Origin of the sequence: Nocardioides zeae, assembly GCF_030818655.1 — a bacterium.
Lineage (GTDB): Bacteria > Actinomycetota > Actinomycetes > Propionibacteriales > Nocardioidaceae > Nocardioides > Nocardioides zeae_A.
Genome location: NZ_JAUTAN010000001.1, coordinates 3,298,282 through 3,321,458 on the forward strand (window position 1 = coordinate 3,298,282; position 23,177 = coordinate 3,321,458).

At 74.2% G+C, this 23,177-nt stretch carries 21 protein-coding genes, 1 tRNA gene and 1 other RNA gene; 5 read left to right on the plus strand and 18 right to left on the minus strand.

Features of this window, described 5'->3' with window-relative positions; all coding sequences use genetic code 11:
• Window positions 1-17: 17 nt before the first annotated feature.
• The gene (purD, locus tag QE405_RS15645) at window positions 18-1,286 is read right to left on the minus strand and encodes a phosphoribosylamine--glycine ligase (protein WP_307202398.1); all 1,269 of its coding nucleotides are present in this window, start codon (window positions 1,284-1,286) and stop codon (window positions 18-20) included.
• 247 nt (window positions 1,287-1,533) lie between these two features.
• Window positions 1,534-2,778, minus strand: a complete 1,245-nt coding sequence (locus tag QE405_RS15650) for an MFS transporter (protein ID WP_307202400.1) — start codon at window positions 2,776-2,778, stop codon at window positions 1,534-1,536.
• 90 nt (window positions 2,779-2,868) lie between these two features.
• Between QE405_RS15650 and QE405_RS15655 the strand changes: the two genes are divergently transcribed.
• Window positions 2,869-3,210: an ArsR/SmtB family transcription factor gene (locus tag QE405_RS15655; RefSeq protein ID WP_307202401.1), complete on the plus strand. Its 342-nt coding sequence runs from the start codon at window positions 2,869-2,871 to the stop codon at window positions 3,208-3,210.
• 74 nt (window positions 3,211-3,284) lie between these two features.
• Here the strand turns inward: QE405_RS15655 and QE405_RS15660 are convergent, their stop codons facing one another.
• The gene (locus tag QE405_RS15660) at window positions 3,285-4,571 is read right to left on the minus strand and encodes an adenylosuccinate synthase (RefSeq protein ID WP_307202403.1); all 1,287 of its coding nucleotides are present in this window, start codon (window positions 4,569-4,571) and stop codon (window positions 3,285-3,287) included.
• A gap of 185 nt (window positions 4,572-4,756) precedes the next feature.
• Here QE405_RS15660 and QE405_RS15665 point away from each other — a divergent pair, with 185 nt between their 5' ends.
• Window positions 4,757-5,686 carry a diacylglycerol/lipid kinase family protein gene (locus tag QE405_RS15665; RefSeq protein WP_307202405.1) on the plus strand — a complete coding sequence of 310 codons (930 nt, stop codon included), beginning with the start codon at window positions 4,757-4,759 and terminating at the stop codon, window positions 5,684-5,686.
• A gap of 12 nt (window positions 5,687-5,698) precedes the next feature.
• On the opposite strand, the gene QE405_RS15670 is transcribed toward QE405_RS15665, so the two are convergent.
• Window positions 5,699-6,688 (minus strand): helix-turn-helix transcriptional regulator, encoded by a 990-nt coding sequence (locus QE405_RS15670; protein WP_307202406.1) that lies wholly within the window; start codon window positions 6,686-6,688, stop codon window positions 5,699-5,701.
• A 276-nt stretch (window positions 6,689-6,964) separates the two neighbouring features.
• Here QE405_RS15670 and lysS point away from each other — a divergent pair, with 276 nt between their 5' ends.
• Window positions 6,965-8,728: a lysine--tRNA ligase gene (gene lysS, locus QE405_RS15675; protein ID WP_307202408.1), complete on the plus strand. Its 1,764-nt coding sequence runs from the start codon at window positions 6,965-6,967 to the stop codon at window positions 8,726-8,728.
• A 106-nt stretch (window positions 8,729-8,834) separates the two neighbouring features.
• Here lysS and QE405_RS15680 read toward each other — a convergent pair whose 3' ends face one another.
• From QE405_RS15680 to ffs, 8 genes are all read right to left on the minus strand, one after another.
• A complete protein-coding gene (locus tag QE405_RS15680; protein WP_307202410.1) occupies window positions 8,835-9,251 on the minus strand; it encodes a DUF3151 domain-containing protein in 417 nt (138 codons plus the stop codon).
• Window positions 9,252-9,369: 118 nt separating this feature from the next.
• Window positions 9,370-10,413, minus strand: coding sequence for an aspartate-semialdehyde dehydrogenase (locus QE405_RS15685; RefSeq protein ID WP_307202412.1), 1,044 nt, complete (start codon window positions 10,411-10,413; stop codon window positions 9,370-9,372).
• A gap of 1 nt (window position 10,414) precedes the next feature.
• Window positions 10,415-11,683, minus strand: a complete 1,269-nt coding sequence (locus QE405_RS15690; RefSeq protein ID WP_307202414.1) for an aspartate kinase — start codon at window positions 11,681-11,683, stop codon at window positions 10,415-10,417.
• A 148-nt stretch (window positions 11,684-11,831) separates the two neighbouring features.
• On the minus strand, window positions 11,832-12,521 hold the full coding sequence (locus QE405_RS15695) for a DUF5063 domain-containing protein (RefSeq protein ID WP_307202416.1): 690 nt from the start codon (window positions 12,519-12,521) through the stop codon (window positions 11,832-11,834).
• A complete protein-coding gene (recR, locus tag QE405_RS15700; protein ID WP_307202418.1) occupies window positions 12,514-13,113 on the minus strand; it encodes a recombination mediator RecR in 600 nt (199 codons plus the stop codon). The genes QE405_RS15695 and recR overlap by 8 nt, the downstream gene beginning before the upstream one ends.
• Window positions 13,114-13,129: 16 nt before the next feature.
• Complete coding sequence (locus QE405_RS15705) at window positions 13,130-13,543, minus strand: YbaB/EbfC family nucleoid-associated protein (protein ID WP_307202420.1); 414 nt, start codon at window positions 13,541-13,543, stop codon at window positions 13,130-13,132.
• Between the two features lie 76 nt (window positions 13,544-13,619).
• Entirely contained in the window at window positions 13,620-16,115 is a 2,496-nt protein-coding gene (locus tag QE405_RS15710) for a DNA polymerase III subunit gamma and tau (protein ID WP_373459496.1), read from the minus strand.
• A gap of 14 nt (window positions 16,116-16,129) precedes the next feature.
• Window positions 16,130-16,220, minus strand: an RNA gene (gene ffs / locus QE405_RS15715) — signal recognition particle sRNA small type.
• Window positions 16,221-16,362: 142 nt separating this feature from the next.
• On the opposite strand from ffs, the gene QE405_RS15720 reads away from it, so the two are divergent.
• Window positions 16,363-16,447 (plus strand) — tRNA-Ser (locus QE405_RS15720).
• 340 nt (window positions 16,448-16,787) lie between these two features.
• Here the strand turns inward: QE405_RS15720 and QE405_RS15725 are convergent.
• Window positions 16,788-17,276 (minus strand): hypothetical protein, encoded by a 489-nt coding sequence (locus tag QE405_RS15725; RefSeq protein ID WP_307202423.1) that lies wholly within the window; start codon window positions 17,274-17,276, stop codon window positions 16,788-16,790.
• 111 nt (window positions 17,277-17,387) lie between these two features.
• Here QE405_RS15725 and QE405_RS15730 point away from each other — a divergent pair, with 111 nt between their 5' ends.
• Window positions 17,388-17,759 (plus strand): hypothetical protein, encoded by a 372-nt coding sequence (locus QE405_RS15730; RefSeq protein WP_307202425.1) that lies wholly within the window; start codon window positions 17,388-17,390, stop codon window positions 17,757-17,759.
• 25 nt (window positions 17,760-17,784) lie between these two features.
• On the opposite strand, the gene QE405_RS15735 is transcribed toward QE405_RS15730, so the two are convergent.
• From QE405_RS15735 to QE405_RS15755, 5 genes are all read right to left on the minus strand, one after another.
• A complete protein-coding gene (locus QE405_RS15735) occupies window positions 17,785-18,321 on the minus strand; it encodes a hypothetical protein (RefSeq protein ID WP_307202427.1) in 537 nt (178 codons plus the stop codon).
• Window positions 18,322-18,335: 14 nt separating this feature from the next.
• The gene (locus QE405_RS15740) at window positions 18,336-19,571 is read right to left on the minus strand and encodes a hypothetical protein (protein ID WP_307202429.1); all 1,236 of its coding nucleotides are present in this window, start codon (window positions 19,569-19,571) and stop codon (window positions 18,336-18,338) included.
• A complete protein-coding gene (locus QE405_RS15745; RefSeq protein ID WP_307202432.1) occupies window positions 19,568-20,329 on the minus strand; it encodes an ABC transporter ATP-binding protein in 762 nt (253 codons plus the stop codon). Before QE405_RS15745 ends, QE405_RS15740 begins: the two co-directional genes overlap by 4 nt.
• Before the next feature lie 104 nt (window positions 20,330-20,433).
• Complete coding sequence (locus tag QE405_RS15750) at window positions 20,434-21,678, minus strand: S8 family serine peptidase (protein WP_307202434.1); 1,245 nt, start codon at window positions 21,676-21,678, stop codon at window positions 20,434-20,436.
• Window positions 21,675-23,177, minus strand: a complete 1,503-nt coding sequence (locus QE405_RS15755; protein ID WP_307202436.1) for a type VII secretion protein EccB — start codon at window positions 23,175-23,177, stop codon at window positions 21,675-21,677. The genes QE405_RS15750 and QE405_RS15755 overlap by 4 nt, the downstream gene beginning before the upstream one ends.

The window sequence follows — 23,177 nt, forward strand, 5'->3', positions numbered from 1 at the left end:
GACCGGGCCACGACCCGTCAGGCGCTGATCTCGCCCCGCTCCGCGGCGAGCGCGATGTCCGTGCGGTGCTGCGCCCCGTCGAAGCCGATCCGCTCCACCCCCGCGTACGCCGCGGACCGCGCCGCCGCGAGCGACGGGCCCACCGCGGTCACGGCCAGCACGCGGCCACCCGCGGTGACGACGTCGGCGCCGTCCCGCGCCGTACCGGCGTGGATGACGTGGACCCCGTCGACGGCCTCGGCGTCGGCGAGGCCGCTGATGACGTCACCCGTCGAGGAGGTCTCGGGGTAGCCGCCCGAGGCGAGCACGACGGCCAGGGCGGCGCCGGGCTTCCAGCGCGGGGGCTCGACCTCGTGGAGCGTCCGGGTGGCGGCGCCGAGCAGCAGCGGCGCGAGGGGCGAGTCGAGCAGCGCCATGAGCGGCTGCGTCTCGGGGTCGCCGAAGCGGGCGTTGAACTCGACGACGCGGGTGCCGCGCGAGGTGAGGGCGAGCCCGGCGTAGAGCAGCCCCGCGAACGGCGTGCCACGGCGCGCCATCTCGTCGACCGTCGGCTGCAGCACCGTGCGGAGCACCTCGTCCACGAGGCCCTCGGGCGCCCAGTCGAGCGGCGTGTAGGCACCCATGCCGCCCGTGTTCGGGCCCTCGTCGCCGTCGAAGATGCGCTTGAAGTCCTGGGCCGGCTGCAGCGGGTAGACCGTGCTGCCGTCCGTGATCGCGAAGAGGGAGACCTCGGGCCCGTCGAGGTACTCCTCGATCACCACCCGCTCGCACTGCCCCGCGTGGGCGAGCGCCTCGGCGCGGTCGGTCGTCACGACGACGCCCTTGCCGGCGGCGAGCCCGTCGTCCTTGACCACGTACGGCGCGCCGAACTCGTCGAGCGCCGCCGCGGCCTCCTCGGGCGTGGTGCACACGCGGGCCGCCGCCGTGGGGACGCCCGCGGCCGCCATGACCTCCTTGGCGAAGGCCTTGGAGCCCTCGAGCTGTGCCGCCTCGCCGGACGGGCCGAAGCAGGCGATGCCGGCCTCGCGGACGGCGTCCGCGACGCCCGCGACGAGCGGCGCCTCCGGACCGACGACCACGAGGTCGACCGCGAGGCGCTGGGCCAGCGCGGCGACCGAGGCGGGGTCGAGCGGGTCCACGTCGTGGAGCGACGCGACGCCGGCGATGCCGGGGTTGCCGGGCGCGGCGTGCACCTCGGCGACGCCGGGATCGAGCGAGAGGGCCCGGGCCAGCGCGTGCTCGCGGCCGCCGTTGCCGATGACCAGCGTCTTGAGGGGGGTCGTCACGGGCGACGATCCTAACCGCCCGGCGGGACACCGATCGGCGCGGCGGGCCTCCGGCGAGGAAAACGCGGACGGGTGGGGGACGGGGTCGAGGAAAACGCGGACGGGAGGGCTGCCGGACTCCGCATGGAACGATCCAGACCAGGCTGCGGTCCGCGTTTTCTTTCTTCCGGCTCGAGGCCGGTCCGCGTTTTCTTCCCCCCCGGCCCGAGGCCGACCCGACGCCGACCCGACGCCGACCCTGCGGCCGTCAGCCGCCGGCGGCCCGGGGCGCGGGCGTCGCCGGCCCGGCGTGCTCGACGAGCTCCACGTCGGGCTGCGTGCCGCGCACGCGGAGGCCGAGCACGGCGGCCGAGGTGCAGGCCAGGGCCACGACGACCATGAACGGCGCGAAGATCTCGGGGGCGCCCCAGACCGTGGCGGCCCAGCCCGCGACGATGGTCGGCACCGCCATCGCGCCGTACGCCAGCACGTAGAACGCCGACATCACCTCGCCCCGGTGGGCGGCGGGCACGACCTGGCCGAGGTGGCGCAGCGACGAGCCGAAGGCGAGGCCGAAGAAGAAGCCGAGGACGGCGGACGTGGCCAGCAGCACCGCGGCGTCGCCGAGCGCCACGGAGCCGATGCAGACGAGGAGCATGACCGCCGTGCCGAGGTCGCCGACCACGGCGGCGTGACGGGCCGGCCACCGCGCGCCGACGGCCTGGCTCGCGGCGGCGGTGGCCGCGGAGATCGCGACGACGCTGCCGCCGAAGAGCAGGTTCGTGGTGCCCACGGCGTGCGCCGCGATGCTCGGGAACAGCGAGAGGAAGACCCCGAGCACCGACCAGGCGGCCATCACGCCCAGCGCCGCGAAGCGGAAGTCCGCGGAGATCGCCCGCGGCACCCGCGGACGGGCCACGTTCAGCCGCACGGCCCGGCCGTCGCGGTGGGGCTCCGGCATCAGGAGCACCGCCAGGCCGCCGAGGAGGGCGAGGGCCGCGAGCACGACGTACGGCGCGACCAGCGGCGCCGCTCCCAGCTCGGCGTCGACCGCGACGAGGAAGATGACGACGGCGATGCCGAGGTTCATGGTGACGCCCGAGTGCAGCCCCACCCGCGCGCCGTCGGCCGGGCGCAGGTCGAGCAGCGCCGCGGAACCGGACACGACGATCGCGCCGACGCCGAGACCGTGCAGCACGCGGGCGACGAGCAGCGTGGCCACGCCGTCCGCGAGGGCGAACACGGCGAGCCCGGCGAGCACGAGACCGATCGCGACCAGCAGCACGGGCCGGCGTCCGAACCGGTCGGACACGGACCCGGCGACGAGCACGCTGGCGAGCGCGGCGACGGCGTACGCCGCGAACACGACCGTCGTCGTGATGGGCGCGAAGTGCCACTCGGCCGCGTAGATGCCGTAGAGCGGCGCCGGCGCGCCCGACACACCGAGGCCGAGCGCGGTGAGCAGGAGGAGGGCCGGGTAGGGCCACCGGGCGGACCGGTCGGTCGGGGTCATGCGCGCCTCCTGCTAGATTCGATGCCGATCGAACTCGTGGCAGAGTACAACAAGTTCGATGCCGATCGAACCGAAGGAGGGCGAGGTCCGATGGTCGAGACGGAGGCGTGCTCCCCCGTGCCCGGGCTCGCGGCGACCGCCGAGGTGGCCCCGGTGCAGGTGGTGCTGGCCGCCCTCGCCGACCCCGTGCGCCTCGAGATGGTGCGACGGATGGCCGCCGCGCCCGACCACACCGAGCGCTGCGCGGCGCTCTACGACGACATCGGCAAGTCCACCGCGAGCCACCACTTCAAGGTGCTGCGCGAGGCGGGCCTGACGGAGCGCACCTACGTGGGCGGCGTGCTCCACCAGCGCCTCTGCCTCGACGAGGTCGAGACCGCCCTGCCCGGGCTGCTGACCTCGGTGCTCACCGGGCTGTCGGGGGCGGACTGAGTACCCGACACAGTCGTGGCCCCAGCGCCACGTCTTCCGTGTCGCTGGGGCCACGACCCCCGTTCGGTTCCGGCTCAGACCGGGTTGACCACGATCGTCTGCTCGCGGCCCGGGCCCACGCCGACGCCCCAGAACGGCGCCCCGGAGAGCTCCTCGAGCGCCTTGACGTAGGCCTGGGCGTTCGCCGGCAGCTCCTCGAACGTCCGGCAGCCCGAGATGTCGGTCTGCCAGCCGTCGAAGTACTCGTAGACCGGCGTCGCGTGGTGGAACTCGGTCTGCGTCATCGGCATCTCCTCGACCCGCTGCCCGTCGATCTCGTAGGCCACGCAGACCGGGATCCGCTCCCAGGAGTCGAGCACGTCGAGCTTCGTCAGGAAGAACTCGGTGAGGCCGTTGACGCGGGTCGCGTAGCGGGCGATCACCGCGTCGTACCAGCCGCAGCGGCGCGTGCGGCCCGTCGAGACGCCGATCTCCCCGCCGATGCGCTGCAGGGCCTCGCCGTCGGCGTCGAAGAGCTCCGTCGGGAACGGTCCCGAGCCGACGCGCGTCGTGTACGCCTTGATGACGCCCACGACGCGGTCGATCCGGGTGGGACCGATGCCGCCGCCGACGCACACGCCGCCCGCGACCGGGTTCGACGAGGTGACGAACGGATAGGTGCCGTGGTCGACGTCGAGCATCGTCGCCTGGGCGCCCTCGAAGAGCACCGTCTTGTCGGCGTCGAGCGCCTCGTTGATGAGGAGCGAGGTGTCGGCGACCATCGGGCGCAGGCGCTCGGCGTAGGACGTCAGCTCCTCGACCACCGCCCCGACCTCGATGGCCCGGCGGTTGTAGACCTTCGACAGCAGGTGGTTGCGCGTCTCGAGCGCCGCCTCGACCTTCTGGGTCAGGATCTTCTCGTCGAAGATGTCGGCGATGCGGATGCCGACCCGGTTGACCTTGTCGGCGTAGGCCGGCCCGATGCCGCGGCCGGTCGTGCCGATCTTCTTGTTGCCGAGGAAGCGCTCGGTCACCTTGTCGATCGTGGAGTGGTACGACGCGATGACGTGCGCGTTGGCGCTGACGAGCAGCTCGGCCGTCTCGACGCCCTGCTCGTGGAGCAGGTCGAGCTCGCGGAACAGCGCCTCCGGGGACACCACGACGCCGTTGCCGATGACGCAGGTCGCGCCCTTGGTGATGATGCCGCTCGGCAGCAGGTGGGTCGCGAACTTCTTGCCGTCCACCACGATGGTGTGGCCGGCGTTGTGGCCACCGCTCGTGCGGACGACGAGGTCGATGTCGTCCGTCGTGGCGAGCAGGTCGGTCGCCTTGCCCTTGCCCTCGTCGCCCCACTGGGCGCCCAGGATGATGATCGCGGGCATCGCAGCCCTCTCGTTGTCGGGTGTCGTGCTTGCGGTCCGTGCAACGCACGAGCCCCGGTGCGGCAACAGCGTGCCGGGTCACCAGGGCTCTTGCGGCCCCACGCTACCAAACCGCGGGCGGACCGGTCCGCTCCTCGGCGCGCTCCGGACCCGTCCGGGTAGGAGCCTCGCGTAGTCTCGCCGCGATGGACCCGCTGCTCGTGATCACGAACGCGTCCGCCGGCACCTCCGACGAGGAGACGCTCGAGCGGGCGCTCGACGTGCTGCGCGAGGAGGCCTCGGTCGAGGTCGCGGCGACGTCCAACCCCGGCGAGCTCGACGGGGTGCTGCACCGCGCGGGCTCCCGACGGATCGTCGTGGCCGGCGGCGACGGCTCGCTCCACGCCGTGGTGACGGCCCTCCACCGGCGCAACGAGCTGGGCGACCGCGTGCTCGGCCTGCTGCCCCTCGGCACCGGCAACGACTTCGCCCGCGGCGCCGGGATCCCGCTGGAGATCGAGGAGGCCGCGCGGGTGGTGCTCGACGGCGAGGTGCAGCCCGTGGACGTGCTCGTCGACGAGCTGGGCGGCGTCGTCGTCAACAACGTGCACCTCGGCGCCGGCGCCCAGGCGAGCCGCCGCGCCGTCCGCTGGAAGGAGCGGCTGGGCTCCATCGGGGTCGGCAAGGTCAACCTCGGCAAGCTCGGCTACCCCATCGGTGCCGCGATCGCCGCCGTCAAGCCCCCGCACCTCCGGCTCCACGTCGAGGTCGACGGCGTCACGGTGGCCGACCTCGACCACCCCGTGCTCATGGTGGCCGTCGGCATCGGCCGCACCGTCGGGGGCGGCGCCGCGATCACCCCGGAGGCCGAGGTCGGCGACGGGAAGGCCGACGTCATGGTCGCCTTCGCGACGGGACCGGTCGAGAAGCTGGGGTACGTCGCGGACCTCGCCCTGCGCCGCCACCACGAACGCGACGACGTGCGCTACCTGCGGGCCACCTCGGTCGCCGTCGCCGGCGAGGAGTTCTGGACGAGCGCGGACGGCGAGATCTCCGGCCCGGAGCGCCGGCGGTCGTGGCGGGTCGAGCCCGCGGCGTACCGGATGACGCTGCCGCGCGACACCCCCGACGCCTGAGCGTTCCGCCCCTCAGATCCAGCCGCGGCGGGCGGCCTCGACGCCCGCCTGGAACCGCGAGTCGGCCCCGAGGTCGATCATGAGGTCGGCGACGCGGCGGCGCACCGTGCGGAGGCTGACGCCCAGCGTGCGGGCGATCTGCTCGTCGGCGGCGCCGGCGGCCAGCTCGGAGAGCAGCAGCCGCCGGCTGCGCTCGCGGGCTCCCCGGAGGTCGAGCTCCGGCACGGGCACGGCACGGTCCCAGAGCAGCTCGACGTACTGCGCCAGCAGCAGCACCAGCGCCCGCTCGTGGACCGCGAGCACGCCGGCCGTCTCGTAGCCGGGCATGTCGGGGACCAGGGCGTGCGTCAGCGGGATGACGAACAGGCGCGTCGGCACGTGGGCGAGCACGCGGATCTCCTCCCCCATGCGCGCCCGCTCGGCGAGCGCCTCGGGGGCCTGCTCCAGCGCACGCACCGGGTAGAGCGCCCGCGCGCTGCGCCCCGAGCGGAGCGCCTCGGTGAGAGCCCGCTGGAGCGCCGGGTGGGTCGGCTGGCGCCACTGGTCGGGCCGCAGGGACAGGATGTCGCCGGTGCTCTCCTCGATCCAGCGGGCCATCGTCGCGGCGGCCTCGCCCTCGGGGATCCGGTGTCCGGCCAGCGGCTCGGTCGCGTCGGGACCGACGGGGATGCGCGGCATCACCTGGGGCACCGTGATCGCCAGCTCCCGGACCCGGCGCACGGCGGCCTCCATGCGCTGCACCTCGTCGTCGAGAAGGTGGCTGAGCACGTGCGCCATGGGGGGCACCTGGAGCCGCCCGGCCGCGTCGACCGCGACGGCGCCCATGGCGAGGAGGGGCCCGAGCGCCCGCTGCAGCTCCTCGACCCCGTCGAAGTCGAGCGCCGCTGCCGCGTGGGCGAGATCCTGGCCGTGGCGCCCGTGCACCCGCCAGTAGAGGTCCTCGGTCTCCAGGGTCAGCCCGAACTCCGACAGCGCCGCCTGCACCGCCCGTCGCGTGACCATGTCTCCACCCTAGCCAAACATTGGCAACTTCCTGTCACTGGCGCATCGGAGCCACCTGTCCGGATCGGGTCAGTGGAACGATGGGTCCGACGCTCGGTCGCTCCGCGGGGGACGCGACCAGTCGGCCCGTCGGGGGACGGATCCGCGAGCGTCAGCAGAGGGCGCCGTGCCGAGGGGATACGGCGCCCTCGCACATTTCTCGGCCCCCGCGGCGCCCGGTAACCTGCCACGCGGCCCTTTCCCACGCACCAGAGCGAAGCAGGCGAGCACCCAGGCATGGCACGACGCAGCAGCGACTCCCCCGCCCCCGAGCCCACCGACTGGGTGACCCGGGCGGCGGACGACGCCATCCGGCACGCGGGCGGCGACCCGCGCGACCCCGCGGTGGCCGAGCAGCTCCGGGCCGCCGGCACGGTCGTCACCTGCGCCTCGGGCATCAGCCCCTCGGGCCCGATCCACCTCGGCAACCTGCGCGAGTTCCTCACGACGCACTTCGTGGCCGAGGAGCTGAAGCGCCGCGGCGTACCGGCGCGCCACCTCCAGTCGTGGGACGACTTCGACCGGCTCCGCAAGATCCCCGAGGGCGTCGACCCGTCGTGGACCACCCACATCGGCAAGCCGCTCTCCGCCGTCCCCGACCCGTGGGAGTGCCACACCTCGTGGGCCGAGCACTTCAAGGCGCCGCTGCGGGCCGCGCTCGCCGAGATGGGCTGCACGATGGAGGAGGTCGACCAGACCGACCGCTATCGCGCCGGGGCCTACACCGAGCAGGTGCTCCACGCGATCGAGCGCCGCGACGTCATCGAGTCGGTGCTCGCGCGCCACCGCACGAAGCAGGCCGTGCCCGAGGACGCCTCCGCCGAGGAGGCCGCGGCGCTCGAGGACTCGGTGGCCGAGGACGACGAACCGACCCAGACCGGCGACCTCGCCCGGTTCCCCTACAAGCCGTTCTGCCGCACCTGCGGCCGGGACACGGTGACGCTGACGTCGTACGACGAGGAGACCACCGACCTGGCCTACACCTGCGACGCCTGCGGCGACTCCCACGTCACCACCGTGCGGACGCAGCCCGAGGGCAAGCTCGTCTGGAAGGTCGACTGGCCCATGCGGTGGTCGGTCGAGGGCGTGAACTTCGAGCCCGGCGGTGTCGACCACGCCTCGCCCGGGTCGTCGTACACCGTCGGCAAGGAGATCGTGAAGCTCTACGGCGGCCGGGCGCCCTCGTTCGTGGGCTACTCGTTCGTGGGCGTCGCCGGCATGGCGAAGATGTCGTCCTCGAAGGGCGGCGTGCCCACCGCGGCCGACGCCCTCCGCGTGCTGGAGGCGCCGGTGCTGCGCTGGCTCTACGCGCGGCGGCAGCCCAAGCAGGCCTTCACGGTGGACCTCGGTCCCGAGGTGGTGCGCCTGTACGACGAGTGGGACGCCCTCGGCAAGAAGGCGGCGAACCCGGCGAAGCGCGACGCGCAGGTGCTCGCCTTCGAGCGCGCGTCGACGACGTCGAGCGCCGGGACCCTGCCGACGCCTCCCGTCGTCGTGCCGTTCCGCACGCTCTCCTCGATCGCCGACGTGACCGCCGGCAGCGCCGACCAGATCAGCCGGCTCGTCGGCGACCTCGGGCACGCGCACGACTCCGTGGCCGACCTCGAGCCGCGCCTCGGCCGGGCCATCACCTGGACGCACGAGTTCGTGCCGGAGGAGGACCGCACCACGGTGCGCACCACCCCCGACCGTGAGCTGCTCGCCTCCCTGGGGGAGCTGGAGCGCACGTGGCTGCACCTGTTCCTCGAGCAGCTGCCGAGCGCGTGGACCGACGGCACGCCGGACCTCGACCGCGTCACGACGGTCGTCTACGGCGTCCCGAAGCTCGCCCGCGGGCTCGCGCTCGAGGACCAGCCGACCGACGAGGTCAAGGCCGACCAGAAGGCGTTCTTCACCCTGCTCTACCGGCTGCTCGTCGCCGCCGAGCGCGGTCCGCGACTGCCCACGCTCGTGCTCGCGCTGGGCCCGGACACCGTCCGGGCACTCATCCAGGCGGCCTGAGCCGGTCCCCTCTCGGCGGGTAGTCCCTGACGTTTTGCACGCGACACGCCGGACCTGCGGCCCGACACGGTGCGGAACGTCAGGGACTACCCCCTCGAGGCAGGCGTCAGACGGCGCCGAGCAGGGCGTCGTACGCCGCGGGGCTCGAGTCGCGCAGGAACTCCGAGCAGCGCTCCCACTCCGCCGTCTCGCCGATCTCCCGCGCCGTGAGCGCGAGCAGGGCGAGCGCGCGGAGGAAGCCGCGGTTGGGCTCGTGGTCCCACGGCACGGGGCCGTGGCCCTTCCAGCCGTTGCGACGCAGCTGGTCGAGGCTGCGGTGGTAGCCGACGCGCGCGTAGGCGTAGACCGTCACGGCGTCCGCCCCCTCGGCCTTCGCCTGCTCGGCGAGCGTGGCCCAGGCGACAGGCGACTCGGGGTGGCGACGGACGACGTCCGCCGGGGCGGAGCCCTCCAGCTCGGCGGCGGCGGGGTCCTCGGGCAGACGGGTCGGCGGCGGACCCGCCATCAGGTCGACGTGGCTCATGGAGCCCAGCCTGCCACGCGCGCCGTACCCCCCGACGCACCCGGGTCGTGGTGCCAGGCCCGCGGAAACCGCAGGCGAGGCACCACGACCCGGGTGGGTGGTGCGGGGTGGCAGCAGGTCAGCGCGAGGCGACGACGAGCTCCGCGATCTGCACCGTGTTGAGCGCGGCACCCTTGCGGAGGTTGTCGTTGCTGACGAACAGGGCGAGGCCACGTCCGCCGTCGACGCCCTCGTCAACACGGATCCGGCCGACGAGCGACGGGTCCTTGCCGGCCGCGTCGAGCGGCGTCGGGATGTCGACCAGCTGCACGCCGGGCGCGTCCGCGAGGAGCTCCTTGGCACGCGCCGGCGACAGCGGCCGGGCGAACTCGGCGTTGATCGCCAGCGAGTGGCCCGTGAAGACCGGGACGCGCACGCAGATGCCGGAGACGCGCAGCTCGGGGATGCCGAGGATCTTGCGCGACTCGTTGCGCAGCTTCTGCTCCTCGTCGGTCTCCTCGAGGCCGTCGTCGACCAGGTTCCCGGCGAACGGCAGCACGTTGTAGGCGATCGTCTTCTTGTAGACCCCCGGCTCGCCGAACGCGACGGCCTCGCCGTCGTAGGCCAGCTCGCGCGCCTTGTCGCCCGCCGCCTCGATGCCCGTGGCCAGCTCCTCGACGCCGGCGACGCCGGAGCCCGAGACCGCCTGGTACGTCGACGCGACCAGCCGCACCAGGCCGGCCTCGTCGTGCAGCGGCTTGAGCACCGGCATGGCCGCCATCGTGGTGCAGTTGGGGTTCGCGATGATGCCGCGCCCGGCCGCGATCACGGACGCGGCGGCCTCCGGGTTGACCTCGGAGACGACCAGCGGGATCGCCGGGTCCTTGCGGAAGGCGCTCGAGTTGTCGACGACGATGACGCCGGCGTCCACGAAGCGCTGCGCCTGCGCGCGCGACGTCGTCGCACCCGCGGAGAACAGGGCGATGTCGAGACCGCTCGGGTCGGCCGTGGAGGCGTCCTCGACGGTGATCTCGCGGTCGCCGAACGGCAGCACGGTGCCCGCCGAGCGCGCCGAGGCGAAGAACCGCACCTCGTCGGCCTCGAAGCCGCGCTCGAGGAGGATCTGCCGCATCGCGACGCCGACCTGCCCGGTGGCGCCCACGACGCCGATGTTCACGCCCATGTCAGCGTCCCGTCCCTGCGTAGACGACGGCCTCGCCGTCGGAGTCGTCCAGGTCGAACGCGGTGTGTGCCGCGCGTACCGCGTCGTCGATCTGGGTCTCGTCGATGATGACCGAGATGCGGATCTCCGAGGTGGAGATCATCTCGATGTTGACGCCCGCCGCGGCCAGCGAGGCGAAGAACTTTGCGGTGATGCCCGGGTGGGACTTCATGCCGGCCCCGATCAGCGAGACCTTGCCGATCTGGTCGTCGTAGAGCAGCTTGTCGAAGCCGACCTGCTCCTGCAGCGCGGCGAGCGCCGTGACGGCGGTCTGGCCGTCCTCGCGGGGCAGCGTGAAGGAGATGTCCGTGCGGCCCGTCGCGGCGGCGGAGACGTTCTGCACCACCATGTCGAGGTTCACGGCCGTCGTCGCGAGCGTCTCGAAGATCCGCGCCGCCTCGCCCACCTTGTCGGGCACGCCGACGACGGTGATCTTGGCCTGGCTCTTGTCGTGGGCGACGCCCGAGATGATCGCGTCTTCCATGGCTGCTCCCTGCTGCTCGGGGACGATCCAGGTGCCTTCCTTCTGGGAGAAGGTCGAGCGCACGTGGATGGGCATGTTGTGGCGGCGGCCGTACTCGACGCACCGCAGGTGGAGGATCTTCGCGCCGTTCGCGGCCATCTCGAGCATCTCCTCCGTGGAGACGCGGTCGAGCTTGCGAGCCTTGGGGACGATGCGCGGGTCGGCCGTGAAGACGCCGTCGACGTCGGAGTAGATCTCGCAGACCTCGGCGCCCAGCGCCGCCGCGAGCGCGACCGCCGTCGTGTCGGAGGCGCCGCGCCCGAGGGTGGTGACGTCCTTCGTGTCCTGGCTGACGCCCTGGAAGCCCGCCACGATCGCGATGTCGCCGGCCGCGATGGCCTGCTCGATGCGGCCCGGCGTGATGTCGATGATCTTGGCGCGGCCGTGCGCCGAGTCGGTGATGACGCCGGCCTGCGAGCCGGTGAACGACCGCGCCTGGTAGCCCAGCTGGTTGATCGCCATCGCGACGAGCGCCATCGAGATGCGCTCACCGGCGGTGAGGAGCATGTCGAGCTCGCGCGGCGGCGGGATCGGCGTGACCTGCTGCGCGAGGTCGCGGAGCTCGTCGGTCGTGTCACCCATCGCGGAGACGACCACGACCACGTCGTGGCCCTTCTTGCGGGTCGCCACGATGCGCTGCGCGACCCGCTTGATCCCGGCCGCGTCGGCCACGGACGAGCCGCCGTACTTCTGCACGACAATGCTCACGTCAGTCCCTCTTCACCCAGTACGACGCGGCCCGTCGCCTCGCGACGGACCGCACTTGACCGGCGCTGATCCTACCGGCGCGGGTGGGGTGCCCCCGACCACGTCCCACGGCCGGGACCACTGCCGGCGCCGTCGCGGGAACGGGCGCTCAGCGACCGGCGTCGAGCATCTCGTCGGCGGCGGCGATCCGCTCGACCTCGCCGACGAAGCTGGCGTCGAGGCGGGCGTGGGCGACGATCGACTGCAGGGCCCGCAGGGCGCCCGATGCCTCGCTGCCCCAGCTCGCGACGTACGAGAACTGCCACCACCAGAGCGCCTCGGCGACGCGGCCGGCCTTGAAGTGGCGCAGGCCGTGCGCGAGGGCCGAGGCGACCGACGTGAGGTCGTCGGACAGCGTCGACTCGACGAGCTCGGGCGCTCCCCCGGCCTCGGGGCCGTAGGGGTCGAAGACCTCGGTGAACTGGTCCACGCCGTCGAGCAGGTCGGCCAGCCGCAGGCGCATCTCGTCGAGGTCGGGATCGGGGCCTGCGTCGGGCTCGAACTCCTCGACCGGGTCGAAGTCCTGCTGCACGCCGAGACGCGCCCCGGCGAGGAGGACCTGCGAGACCTCGAGCAGCAGCAGCGAGATCGACCGGCTGCCGTCGGCCTCGCGGGCGATGGCCTGCAGCGCCACGAGGAAGCTCTCGACCTGGTCGGCGACCTGCTGGGCGAACTCGTCCGGCGCCTCGCGGGTCTCGGTGGGCGCTACCTCGGCCAACCCCCGCAGGGCGGCCTCGTCCTCCGGGTCCAACCCGGTCAGGTCGAAGACGACGCCCTCGTCCTTGAAGCTGTCAGTCATCTGCCGATCTCCTCCCGACGAAAGCGCGGCCGAGGGTGACCTCGTCGGCGTACTCCAGGTCACCACCCACCGGCAGTCCACTCGCAAGTCGGGTCACGCGCAACCCCAGGGGCTTGAGCATGCGGGTGAGGTAGGTCGCCGTCGCCTCGCCCTCGAGGTTCGGGTCGGTCGCGAGGATGACCTCGGTGACCGCCCCGTCCGCCAGCCGCACCATGAGCTCACGGATGTGGAGCTGCTCCGGGCCGATGCCGTCGATCGGGCTGATGGCGCCGCCGAGCACGTGGTAGCGCCCCTTGAACTCCCGGGTGCGCTCGATCGCGACGACGTCCTTGTACTCCTCGACGATGCAGATCACCGAGACGTCACGTCGCGGGTCGCGACAGATGCGGCACTCCTCCTCGGAGGAGACGTTGAAGCAGATGCGGCAGAACTTCACCTTCACCGTGACCTCGACGAGGGCGTCGGCGAGCCGCCGGACGTCCGTCGGGTCGGCCTGGAGCAGGTGGAAGGCGATCCGCTGCGCGCTCTTCGGACCCACGCCGGGCAACCGACCGAGCTCGTCGATGAGGTCCTGGACGACGCCTTCGTACACCGAGCGGGACCGCCGCTCAGAAGCCGATGCCGCCGGGCAGGCCCGGCGCACCGCCCTGGGGGCCGCCCTCGGGACCACCGAAGCCGCCGAGGCCACCCGCGAGCGGACCGAGCTTCTCCGCGGCCAGGCGGTCGGCCTGCGTGCGCGCGTCGCGGTACGCCGCCACGATCAGGTCACCCAGGTCGGAGAGCGCGTCGGGGTCGGCCGCGTCGACCGCGCTCGGCGGGATGACGACGCCCTTGAGCTCGCCCGAGCCGGACACGCGCACGGTGACGCCGCCGGCCGCGCCGTCGACCTCCGCCTCCTCGAGCTCGGCCTGCGCGGCCACGAGCTGCTCCTGCATCTGCTGGGCCTGCTGGAGGAGGGCGCCCATGTCGAAGCCGCCTCCCCCGGGGAGGCCGCCGGCCGGGTCGAACGGGTTCTGGCTCATCGGGTGCTCCTCGGAAGGTCGGGTGGGTCGGGTCGGTCGGGGCTGCGGGCCCCAGTCTGCCGGGGTGGTGTGCGGCTCAGTCGTGGCGGATCTGGTTGATGACGACCGCACCGAGCTCCCGCTCGAGCAGCGCGGTGCCGGCGAGGTCGGGGGCGTCGTCGACCGGGTCGTCGGGCGACGCCGCGTCGTCGGGGTCGTCGAGCCAGGCGGGCGGCTCGTCGGGCGGGGGCCCGTCCTGCGCCGCGCTGCGCTGGCCGGCCGCCGCGTGCGCCTGGCGCGCGGCGTCCGCCGGACGGGCGGCCGGTTCCTGGCGCTGGGGACGCTCCGCCTGCGGAGCCGCTCCGGCCTCCCGGGCCTGCGGCGGCCGCTCGGCCTCCTCGTGCTGCCGGGACCCGTCGGCTGGCGTCACGGACTCGGGTCGCGGAGCCGGTGCGCTCGGACGCTCGGGCTCAGCGGCCGGCGGCTGCGGCGGGCGGGGCGGGGTGGGGCCGCCGCCGGTGCCTCCCGAGCCACCGGCGGCACCCGGGTCGACGATCGCCTCGATGCGCCAGTCGAACCCGAAGGTGCGGACCGTCGCCTCCTGCACGACCTCGATGCTGCCGCCCGACTCGAAGGAGGACCGGGCGCCGGCGTTGGCGAAACCGAGGGTCAGCACGCCGTCGGAGAACGCCACCACCTGCGCGTTCTTCGAGAGGTGGATCCAGGTGACCCGCCGCATCGACTTCGTGGCCTCGACGACCTCGGGCCACAGCCGCCGTACGTCGGCGAGCGTCATGCCGCCCGACGACGAGCCCGCGCCGGACGGGGCCGGGGCTGACGGGGCCGGGGCTGACGGGGCCGGGGCTGACGGGGCCGGGGCTGACGGGGTCGGGGCTGCTGCCGGCTCGGGCTCGGGGCTCACCAGCGGCGGTGCGGCCGCCTGGGCGCCGGGCACAACCGCGGTGGGCCAGCCGTCGTCGGTGGTCGGGGCGTCGGCGTACGCCTGCTCGCCGGGACGCTCGCCCGGGCGGTCCGCCGGGGCCCCCGCGGGCGGGGCCGGCTCGGCGTGCGCCGGGCCCGGCTGCGTCGGGCGGGGAGTCGGCTGGAGGGCCTGGCCGCCGTCGTGCTCGCCGGGGCGGTCCCCGGGTCGGTCACCGACCGGCGACGGGGGCGCGGCAGGACGCGGAGGCACCGCGGGCGGCTGGTCGGCGACGGGACGCGGGTCGCGGCGCTCGACAGGGCGCTCGGCCGGCGGCGCGGTGGCGGGTGCAGCCGGGGCCGCTGTGGACGCAGCGGGCAGCGCGTCCGCGAGCCGCGGGCGCACGGTGCGCGGCGCCGGAGCGGGCGCACCGTCGGCCTCGGCCGCGATCGCAGCGCCACCGGGCATCGCCATCCGCCGTTCGATGCGGTCGAGGCGTGCCATGACCCCGTCACTGGTGGAGTCGGCGGCCGGCAGCAGCACGCGGGCGCAGATGAGCTCGAGGAGCAGCCGCGGCGCCGTCGCGCCACGCATCTCGGTGAGCCCGGCGGCGACGAGGTCGGCGGCGCGGCTGAGCTCCGTCGCTCCGAACCGGGCCGCCTGGGCACTGAGGCGCTCGCCCTGGTCCTCCGCGACCTCGAGCAGGCCGGTCGCCGGGGCGTCGGGGACCGCGGCGATGATGACGAGGTCGCGCAGACGGCGGAGCAGGTCCTCCGTGAAGCGCCGGGGGTCCTGACCCACCTCGATGACCTTGTCGACGACGCCGAACACACCCGCGCCGTCACCGGCGGCGAACGCGTCGATGACCTCGTCGAGCAGCGTGTCGGGGGTGTAGCCCAGCAGGCCCGTCGCCAGCGCGTGCGTCACGCCATCGGGGCCCGAGCCGCCGATGAGCTGGTCGAGCACCGAGAGGGTGTCGCGGGCCGAGCCGGCCCCGGCCCGCACCACGAGCGGCACCGCGGCGGGCTCGATCGGCACGCCCTCGCGGTCGCAGAGCTCCTGCAGGTAGCCCGACAGCAGCTTCGGCGGGATCAGCCGGAACGGGTAGTGGTGGGTGCGCGACCGGATCGTCGGGATGACCTTGTCGGGCTCCGTGGTCGCGAAGATGAACCGCAGGTGGGGCGGCGGCTCCTCCACCAGCTTGAGGAGCGCGTTGAAGCCCTGCGTCGTCACCATGTGGGCCTCGTCGATGACGTAGACCTTGTAGCGGCTGTGGACGGGCGCGAAGAACGCCTTCTCCCGCAGGTCGCGGGCGTCGTCCACACCACCGTGGGACGCGGCGTCGATCTCGATGACGTCGATGGAGCCCGGGCCGCCGCGCGCCAGGTCGCGGCACGAGCGGCACTCGCCGCACGGGTCGGCGATCGGCGCCTGCTCGCAGTTCAGCGCCCGCGCCAAGATGCGTGCGCTCGTCGTCTTGCCGCAGCCGCGGGGGCCGGAGAACAGGTAGGCGTGGTTGACCCGGTTGCTCGCCAGGGCGGCGCGCAGCGGCTCGGTGACGTGGTCCTGGCCGATGACCTCGGCGAACGTCTCCGGGCGGTAGCGCCGGTAAAGAGCGAGGGGGGAGTCCACGAGAGGCACCCTAACGAGAGGCGCTGACAACCTCGACCGCAGCGGTCGGGGGACGAAAAGGCCCCCCGTGCACCCGGCAGAGCTCACTTACCCTTGCTGCCTTCCGGCCCTGGGGGAATTGGGCGAGGTGCCGCCACACGGGGGGTTGGCAGCGAGTGTAGGCGACCCCTGGAGCGAGCGACAACGCGACCACTCCGGAGGTCGGACTGCGGCGGACCGCGCCGTACGGCGGGTGCGTGCGCGTGCACCGGATTTCACCGGCCCCGCGGCACCCAGTACGCTCCTCGGCGGAGGTATCGCCTAGTGGCCTATGGCGCACGGCTGGAATCCGTGTTGGGTTAACGCCCTCGGGGGTTCGAATCCCCCTACCTCCGCCGTAGATGGATCAGAGAACCCCCGCCGGGTGTCACCGGGCGGGGGTTCTCGCGTTTCTCCCCTCCCCGCCGTTCGAGCAGGCGGGGGGCGACCTCGGCGACGGTGAGGGCGAGGCCGCCGGGGCCGCTCAGGCGCGGGCGCACCGGCGTCCCGGCGTCCCAGCGGCGACGCCGTAGTCGCCCGGGCAGCCCGTCTCGGCGTCGCGGAAGTTCACGGCCGTGCGGTCGCCGACGGGTGGCTGGTGAGGGTCGCGTCGTCGTCGGCCTCGATCATCACCGCTGAGCCCCCGGCATGGGCCGGCGCGGCGAGGAGGGCGGTGGAGGCGGTGGTCGCCGGACCTCAGTGCCAGTTCTGCGAGCTGCGGGTCGAGGTCACCAGGAGCGGACGGTCGCCGAGCAGCCCGGACCACCGCACCGCGAGGGCGAGCGCGTGCCAGAGCAGCGCGCTCGTCCCCGCCGAGAGGGGCTTGCCGTCGTCATCGACGGTCGTCACGCCGTACGTCGCCGCCGTGCGCCCGGGCCACAGCCGCGCCACCTGTCCGGAGGCGACGACGGCGCGCTTCTCGAGGAGGTCGAGGCTGGTGTAGCCCATCGGCACGTTCGCCAGCAGCGCCTCGTCGGCGAAGTCCACGAGGTCGCCGCAGCGGGAGAGCCCGTGGTTGGTGCGCACGAGGTGGAGCGGCTCTTCGTGGTGCGTCGCCGTCGCCGCGGGACGGCCCGCGAGCCACCCGGACGGGCCCGGGGAGCGGAACTCCTGACGCCCCACCCGCACCGAGCGGTCGTGCCACGCATCGGCGTCGGTGACCATCGGGATGTTCAGCTGCCGCACGTTCCCTCTACTCCCCCAGACCGATGTCCGGCCCGGTCGAGGCTAACCGGACCGACGCCCCCGCACGGAAGTCGGTGGCGCGTGCGCCCCGTCGTCGGTCAGCCTGGAGCGGTGACCTGGACGACGACCACCCTGCGCGACGCGCTCCGCGCCGACCTCGTGGTGGCGCTGCGTGCCCGCGACCGCACCGTCGCCACCGCCCTGCGCACCACCATCGCCGCCATCGACAACGCGGAGGCGCTGCCCACCGTCGACGTGACCCCACCGACCTCCGGTCCCGTCGCCGGAGCGGTCTCGGGCCTGGGGGCGACGGAGGCGGTACGGCGCGAGCTGTCCCCCAGCGACCTCGCCGTGCTGCTCGCGACGCAGGTCGCGGAGCGGCGCGCGGCCGCTGACGAGGTGGAGCGCCACGGACGCGATGCGGACGCTGCACGCCTGCGGCGCGAGGCCGACGTCGTGGCGGCGTACCGCGACCGGGCGTGACGGCCGGGAGCGCGGCTACGGCTCCCTACGACCTCCTGGCCTCGCGTGGACCGCGCACGACGTAGAGCACGGCCGCGCCGAGCACCAGTGCGGCCCAGACCACGGCGGGGACCTGGGCGAGCGCCGTGCTGAAGGGGCGGTCGATCGCGCCGTCGGCCACGACCGCCAGACCTCCGATGGCGACCGGCACGACCCACGCGGCGTCGCCGATCGCGACCACCGCGACGTACCCGGTCACCAGCAAGAGGCACACCAGTCGCGTCGTGTCGGGGACCCCGAACGCCGCGGGCCACGCCGCGATGGCGACAGCCCCGAGCGAGCCGGCGAGCTGCACCGCGCGCCAGCTGGTGGTCCGCACGAGAGTGGCCTCCAGGCCACCGACGGCTGAGTAGAGCGGCAACAGGCCCGCGCCGGCCCCCGCGAGGGCGAGGACCAGCGGGACGGCGACCGGCCAGTCCACCAGGGGCACGTCGATGACCGACCCGTCCTGCCAGGTGGCGAGGACGAGGAGCGCGACCGCGACCGGGAGGGCGATGTGCCAACGGCCCACCCGGAGGAGCACGGTGACCACCTCCCTCACCCCACCACGAGCACAGGACCGCGATCGGGTTCGCAGTCGCTGAGCAGGGCGTACGCCGCGGCCACCTCGTCGGGAGCCGGCCCCTCGACCTGGCCGTCGAGGCGGGCACCGACCCAGTCTGCGACGACGGCTTGCGCCGCGAGCAGGTCCTCGGGCGGTTCGACCGCCGCGTAGGCGAGACACCGCCGAGGCGCCACCAGGGTCTCGAGCACGTCCGCGCGAGACAGCCGGCCCCCTGTGACCTGCCCCGGGTCCGCGCTCAGGGCACCGGCGTCGTCGGGAATGCGGTTGTCACGCAGGCCGCGGTCGTACACGTACCGGCCCTGGAGCGGGAGCCCCGAGTCCGCGAGCTGGGCGTAGGCGTCCGTCAGCGAGACAGCGGCTGCGTCGACCAGGTCCGGCGCCCGCGCGGGTGCGCAGACCTGGGGCCGCTCACCGGTGCACGACATCGCCTCCTCGACGAGCACGCGACTGCCGTCCTGCTTGAGCTGGTGGAAGAGGACCAGACCGGCGATGACGGGGACGACGGCCAACGCAACCGTCCCGCGGCGCAGGGTGGACGGGCCACCGGCGACCGCGACGCCGAGCAGCGCCCCGCCCACGGCCAGCCCCAGGTGGGCCGCCACGTGCCCGAGCGTCCAGGCCGGCGAGATCGCGACGCCCACCAGGGTGCTCAGGCTGCCGCCAGCCTGGAAGAGCCCCATCAGCTCCACCCGCGGCGACAACGCGAACACCGCGTAGACGGTGAGCGCAGCGATCGGGCCGGCCGCCCTGTTCCTCTGCAGCGAGCCGATCGCGAACCCGACGAACGCGGCCGCCACGACGACGGCGGTCACCGACACCGCGACCGGCACGATGACGTCCGCGCGAGCGGCGACCGCGCCGTGACGCACCAGGCGGACCCCGACCGGGACCATGCCGGCCGACCAGGCCAGGGCACCGAGCACCGCGGCCGCAGCCGGGAGGGCGAGAGCCGCCAGCCGGCCGCGAGGCGACGTCTGCTCCATCAGCAGCAGCGTCGGCGCGTGCCGCCACGCACGGTCGTGCGCGACGAGTCCGGCGATCACAGGGCCCAGGAGGATCGTCCCGCTCGCCCCCCAGCTGACGGCCCAGTCCCACTCGGTCTGCCATCCGTCGCGCGACCACGTCGCAAGGACGACGAGCAGCACCAGGCCCGGCCAGGCCAGCGCCACCGTGGAGCGACGGCCCCACAGGAGGATCGCGCGGGTCACGCCGCACGGCCCTCGAGGCAGACCGTCAGGAAACCGGCCTCGAGCCGACGGTGCTCCGCCGTGCCCGCGGGCGCGCGCTCGACGAGGCCCGCCGGCGTGCCGTCGAACCGCACGAGCCCCTCGTGCAGCGCGATGATCCGTTCGGCCAGGTCAGCCACGTCCTCCATGACGTGGCTGCTGATGAGCACCGTGCCGGGCAGGGTCTGGAGCAGCTCGACCATGCCGCGCCGCTGGTGCGGGTCGAGACCCGTGCTGGGCTCGTCCAGCAGCAGCACGTCGGCCTCACCCGCGAGCGCTTGAGCGAGCGCCACCCGCCGCAGCATGCCGCCGGACAGTGAGCCGAGCTTGCTCGACCGGCGCGCCTCCAGCCCGACCCGTTCCAGGGCCTCGTCGGCAGCCCGTGCCGCCCTCCCGCTGGGGAGTCCCCGCATCCACGCCAGGTAGGCCACCACCTCGTGCGCCGTCAGGTTCGACGGGAAGCGGGGCAGCTGCGGCACGAGGGCCACCCGCCGCTGCGCGGGGCGACGCGTCCGACGGCCGTAGACGTCGTGCCCCGCCACCTCCACGGTGCCCGCAGTGGGTCGGCGACCGCCCGCCACCGCTGTCAGCAGGGTCGACTTGCCGGCCCCGTTCGCGCCGATGAGGGCCGTGACGCCCTCGTCGAGCGCGAAGGAGACGCCGTCGAGGGCGCGCACCGCGCCGTACTCCTGGACGAGGCCGCGCACCGCGAGCCGCATCGTCGTGCCGTCGTGGACCACGCCGCTCCCCCGAGTCGTCGATGCTGTGCCCACCCCGAGGGGTGGCCGCCGTCATCATCGACGCTATCGGCGAGGTTTGTCGACCAGCCGATCCACAGGCGCCCTCAGCGCCGCCGCCACCGGCTCGTCGCGGGCCGCACGACGAGCGCGAGGGCGAGGGCGGCGCCGGCGAGCAGGCCCCACCACAGGAACTCCGAGCGCGACACCCCGAGGTGGTCCTCCGGCGCACGCGGCGCGCGGGCCTCGACCGTCTCGCCCGGCAACGTGGTGCTCGTCGTGACGGTGCCGTCGGGGGCCACCTCGAGCACCCGGGTCAGCGCCTCGACGGGCTGCACGACCCCCGCCCCGCCGTACGCGTTCGGCGCGTCCGTCACCCCGCCCGCCGTCGCGATGATCCGCGCGCGCACCTGCGGCGCCGTCCACTCGTTGCCCGAGCTGAACATGACCGCGGCGAGACCGCTCACGACCGCCGCGGCGTACGACGACGACGCCGGCACCTCGCACGCCCCCTCGGGGAGCAGCGTGAGCGCACCGCCGCTCGGGGCGACCACGTCCGTCGCGTAGGAGGGCCGCGTCCACGACGACGCCGGGGCGCCGAGCTCCGGCATGGCGGCGACGCTGAGCGCGGAGGGGTACGCCGCGGGGTAGGCCACCGCGTCCGACGGGTCCTCCTCCGGACGGTTGCCGAGGCTCGGCGGGTCGCCGCCCTCGACGTTGAGGTTGGCGGCCACGACCAGCACGTCGAGGGCGTCCAGCTGCTCGACGAGCGCGGCGACCTCCGGCGACTGGGAGGCATCGACGGTCATGGACACGTTGACGACCTTGATGTTCCGGGGCGCGTGGTTGGCGACGACCCACTGCAGCCCCGCGGCCAGGCCGGCGACCGTGGGCTCGACGAGCCCGTCCTGGCCGCCCTCGTCGGTGTTGACGTCGGCGACCTGCACCGCGTAGATCGTCGCCGCCGGGGCGACCCCCACCCCCGGGCCGCCGCCACGCCCGGCGATGATCCCCGCCACCTTCGTGCCGTGGTAGGACTCCGTCGTCGCCGTGGTGCCCCGGAGCTCGACCGATTCCTCCACCGGGAGCGCGTCGCTGGCGGCCACCCCCGTGTCGATGACCGCGACCCCGACGTCCTCGCCGCGCGCGATGCGGTGCAGCGACGCGTAGTCGAGGTCGGTGGCCAGCGGCGAGGTCCCGTCGCTGCCGAGCGGCTCCCCGTTCTGCGACGGACCGGCCGGGCACTCGACGGCCGCCGCCGGCGCGGTGACTCCGGGCAGGAGCGTCACGCACGTCGCCGCGGCGGTCAGCCCCAGCGCCGGTACGACGCGCCCCACCGCCCGGCGGATCACCCGCCCGCTCCCGCCTCGGCCTCGGCGCCCTCCTCGGCCGGTGCCTCCTCGCCGGGAGCGACCGGCGTGCACGTGCGGTCCGCCTGAGCGCTCGAGCCGATAGGCCGGAGCGCCTCCTCCCGCGTCAGCGTGACCCCGCAGCCGAAGTGCTCGATCCACGCGGTCGGCACGACGGGGGCGTCGTCGATCCCGTAGCCCAGCTGGGTGAGGGCGTCGCCGGGCAGCGCGTAGCGCACGCCCTGGGAGTCGACGAGGAACGCGTCGCCGGCGCGGGTGTCGGTGAAGCCGCCGACCCGCACGACGGCGCCGCTGCCGCGCTCGACGAAGGTCCGCACCTCGTCGGCGCCGACGCCCTCGGCGGCCGCGGGTGCGGAGGGCCGGAACGCGAGCGTGACCGTCGGCGGCACGTCCTCGTGGGTGCTGAGCACGACGCAGGGCTGCTGGGCCGTCGCGTCCTGCCGGAGCTCGGGGCGGTCGACAGGCCAGACGTCGTTGGGGGCGGGGTCGGCGTACCGGGTGCCGATGTCACCCGTGACCTGCGACGGCTCACCGATGTTGGGCAGGGTGCGGTAGACCGCGGCTCCGAAGTCCGACATCTCGCGGTAGCCGTCCGCCGTCAGCACGACCTCGTCGCCGTTGCGGTCGAGCACGAGCATGCCCGTGAGCGCCGGGTTGCCGTTGGAGAGGGTGAGTCCCTCGATCCCCTGCCCGGGCTGGTCGAGCTGCCCCTCGAAGTCGAAGGCGTCGAGCCCCAGCGGGGGTGCCGCCGGGAAGAGGTCGACCCAGTCGCGCGGCACCTCGACGACGTCCTCGGGCACCGGGCCCTCGAGCACCTCGAGCAGCTCGGCAGCGGCCTCGGCCGACGGGATCTCCATGCGGAAGGTGCGCGGCGTGCCCGCGGCGTCCGGCTGGCCGGGGGCGAGCAGGAAGTAGGTGCCCCCGCTGCTCACGACCATGGCGGCCTGCGCGTCCACCTCGACGGACGCGTCGGAGGTCACCGCGACCTGGAACCCGCCGCCGTTCGTCGTGCACCCGGTCCACCCGGTGCGGACCAGCGCGTCGCCGCCCGGCATCGCCACGGGGGCCTCGGGGATGCCGATGGCGTCGGCCTGCTCGTACTTGTTGATCTCCGCCTCCGGCACCGTCGTCGGGTTGAGGTCGGAACCGAGGATGAGGCGCGCGGAGGTGGCGTTGACGATCGGCACGAGCACGGTGTCCTCGCCGTTCTCGCCGACCTGCACGAGGTAGAGCTGCACCGAGTCCTCGGCGAGCACGACGCCCTCGCTGTCCGCCCAGCCGGCGTTGGGCCGCGGCTTGACGAAGCCGAGCACGGCGGCGGCGGCGAGCACGAGCACGGTGATCGCGATGCCGCCGACGATGGCGCGGCCGGGCCGGCTCGGCTCGACCTCGCGCCCGCCGGGGGCGCCGGAGACGAAGGCGGTCACGAGCCGCCGGCGGCTGAAGGAGTAGGCCTCGACGAGGTCGCGCTTGGTGGCCAC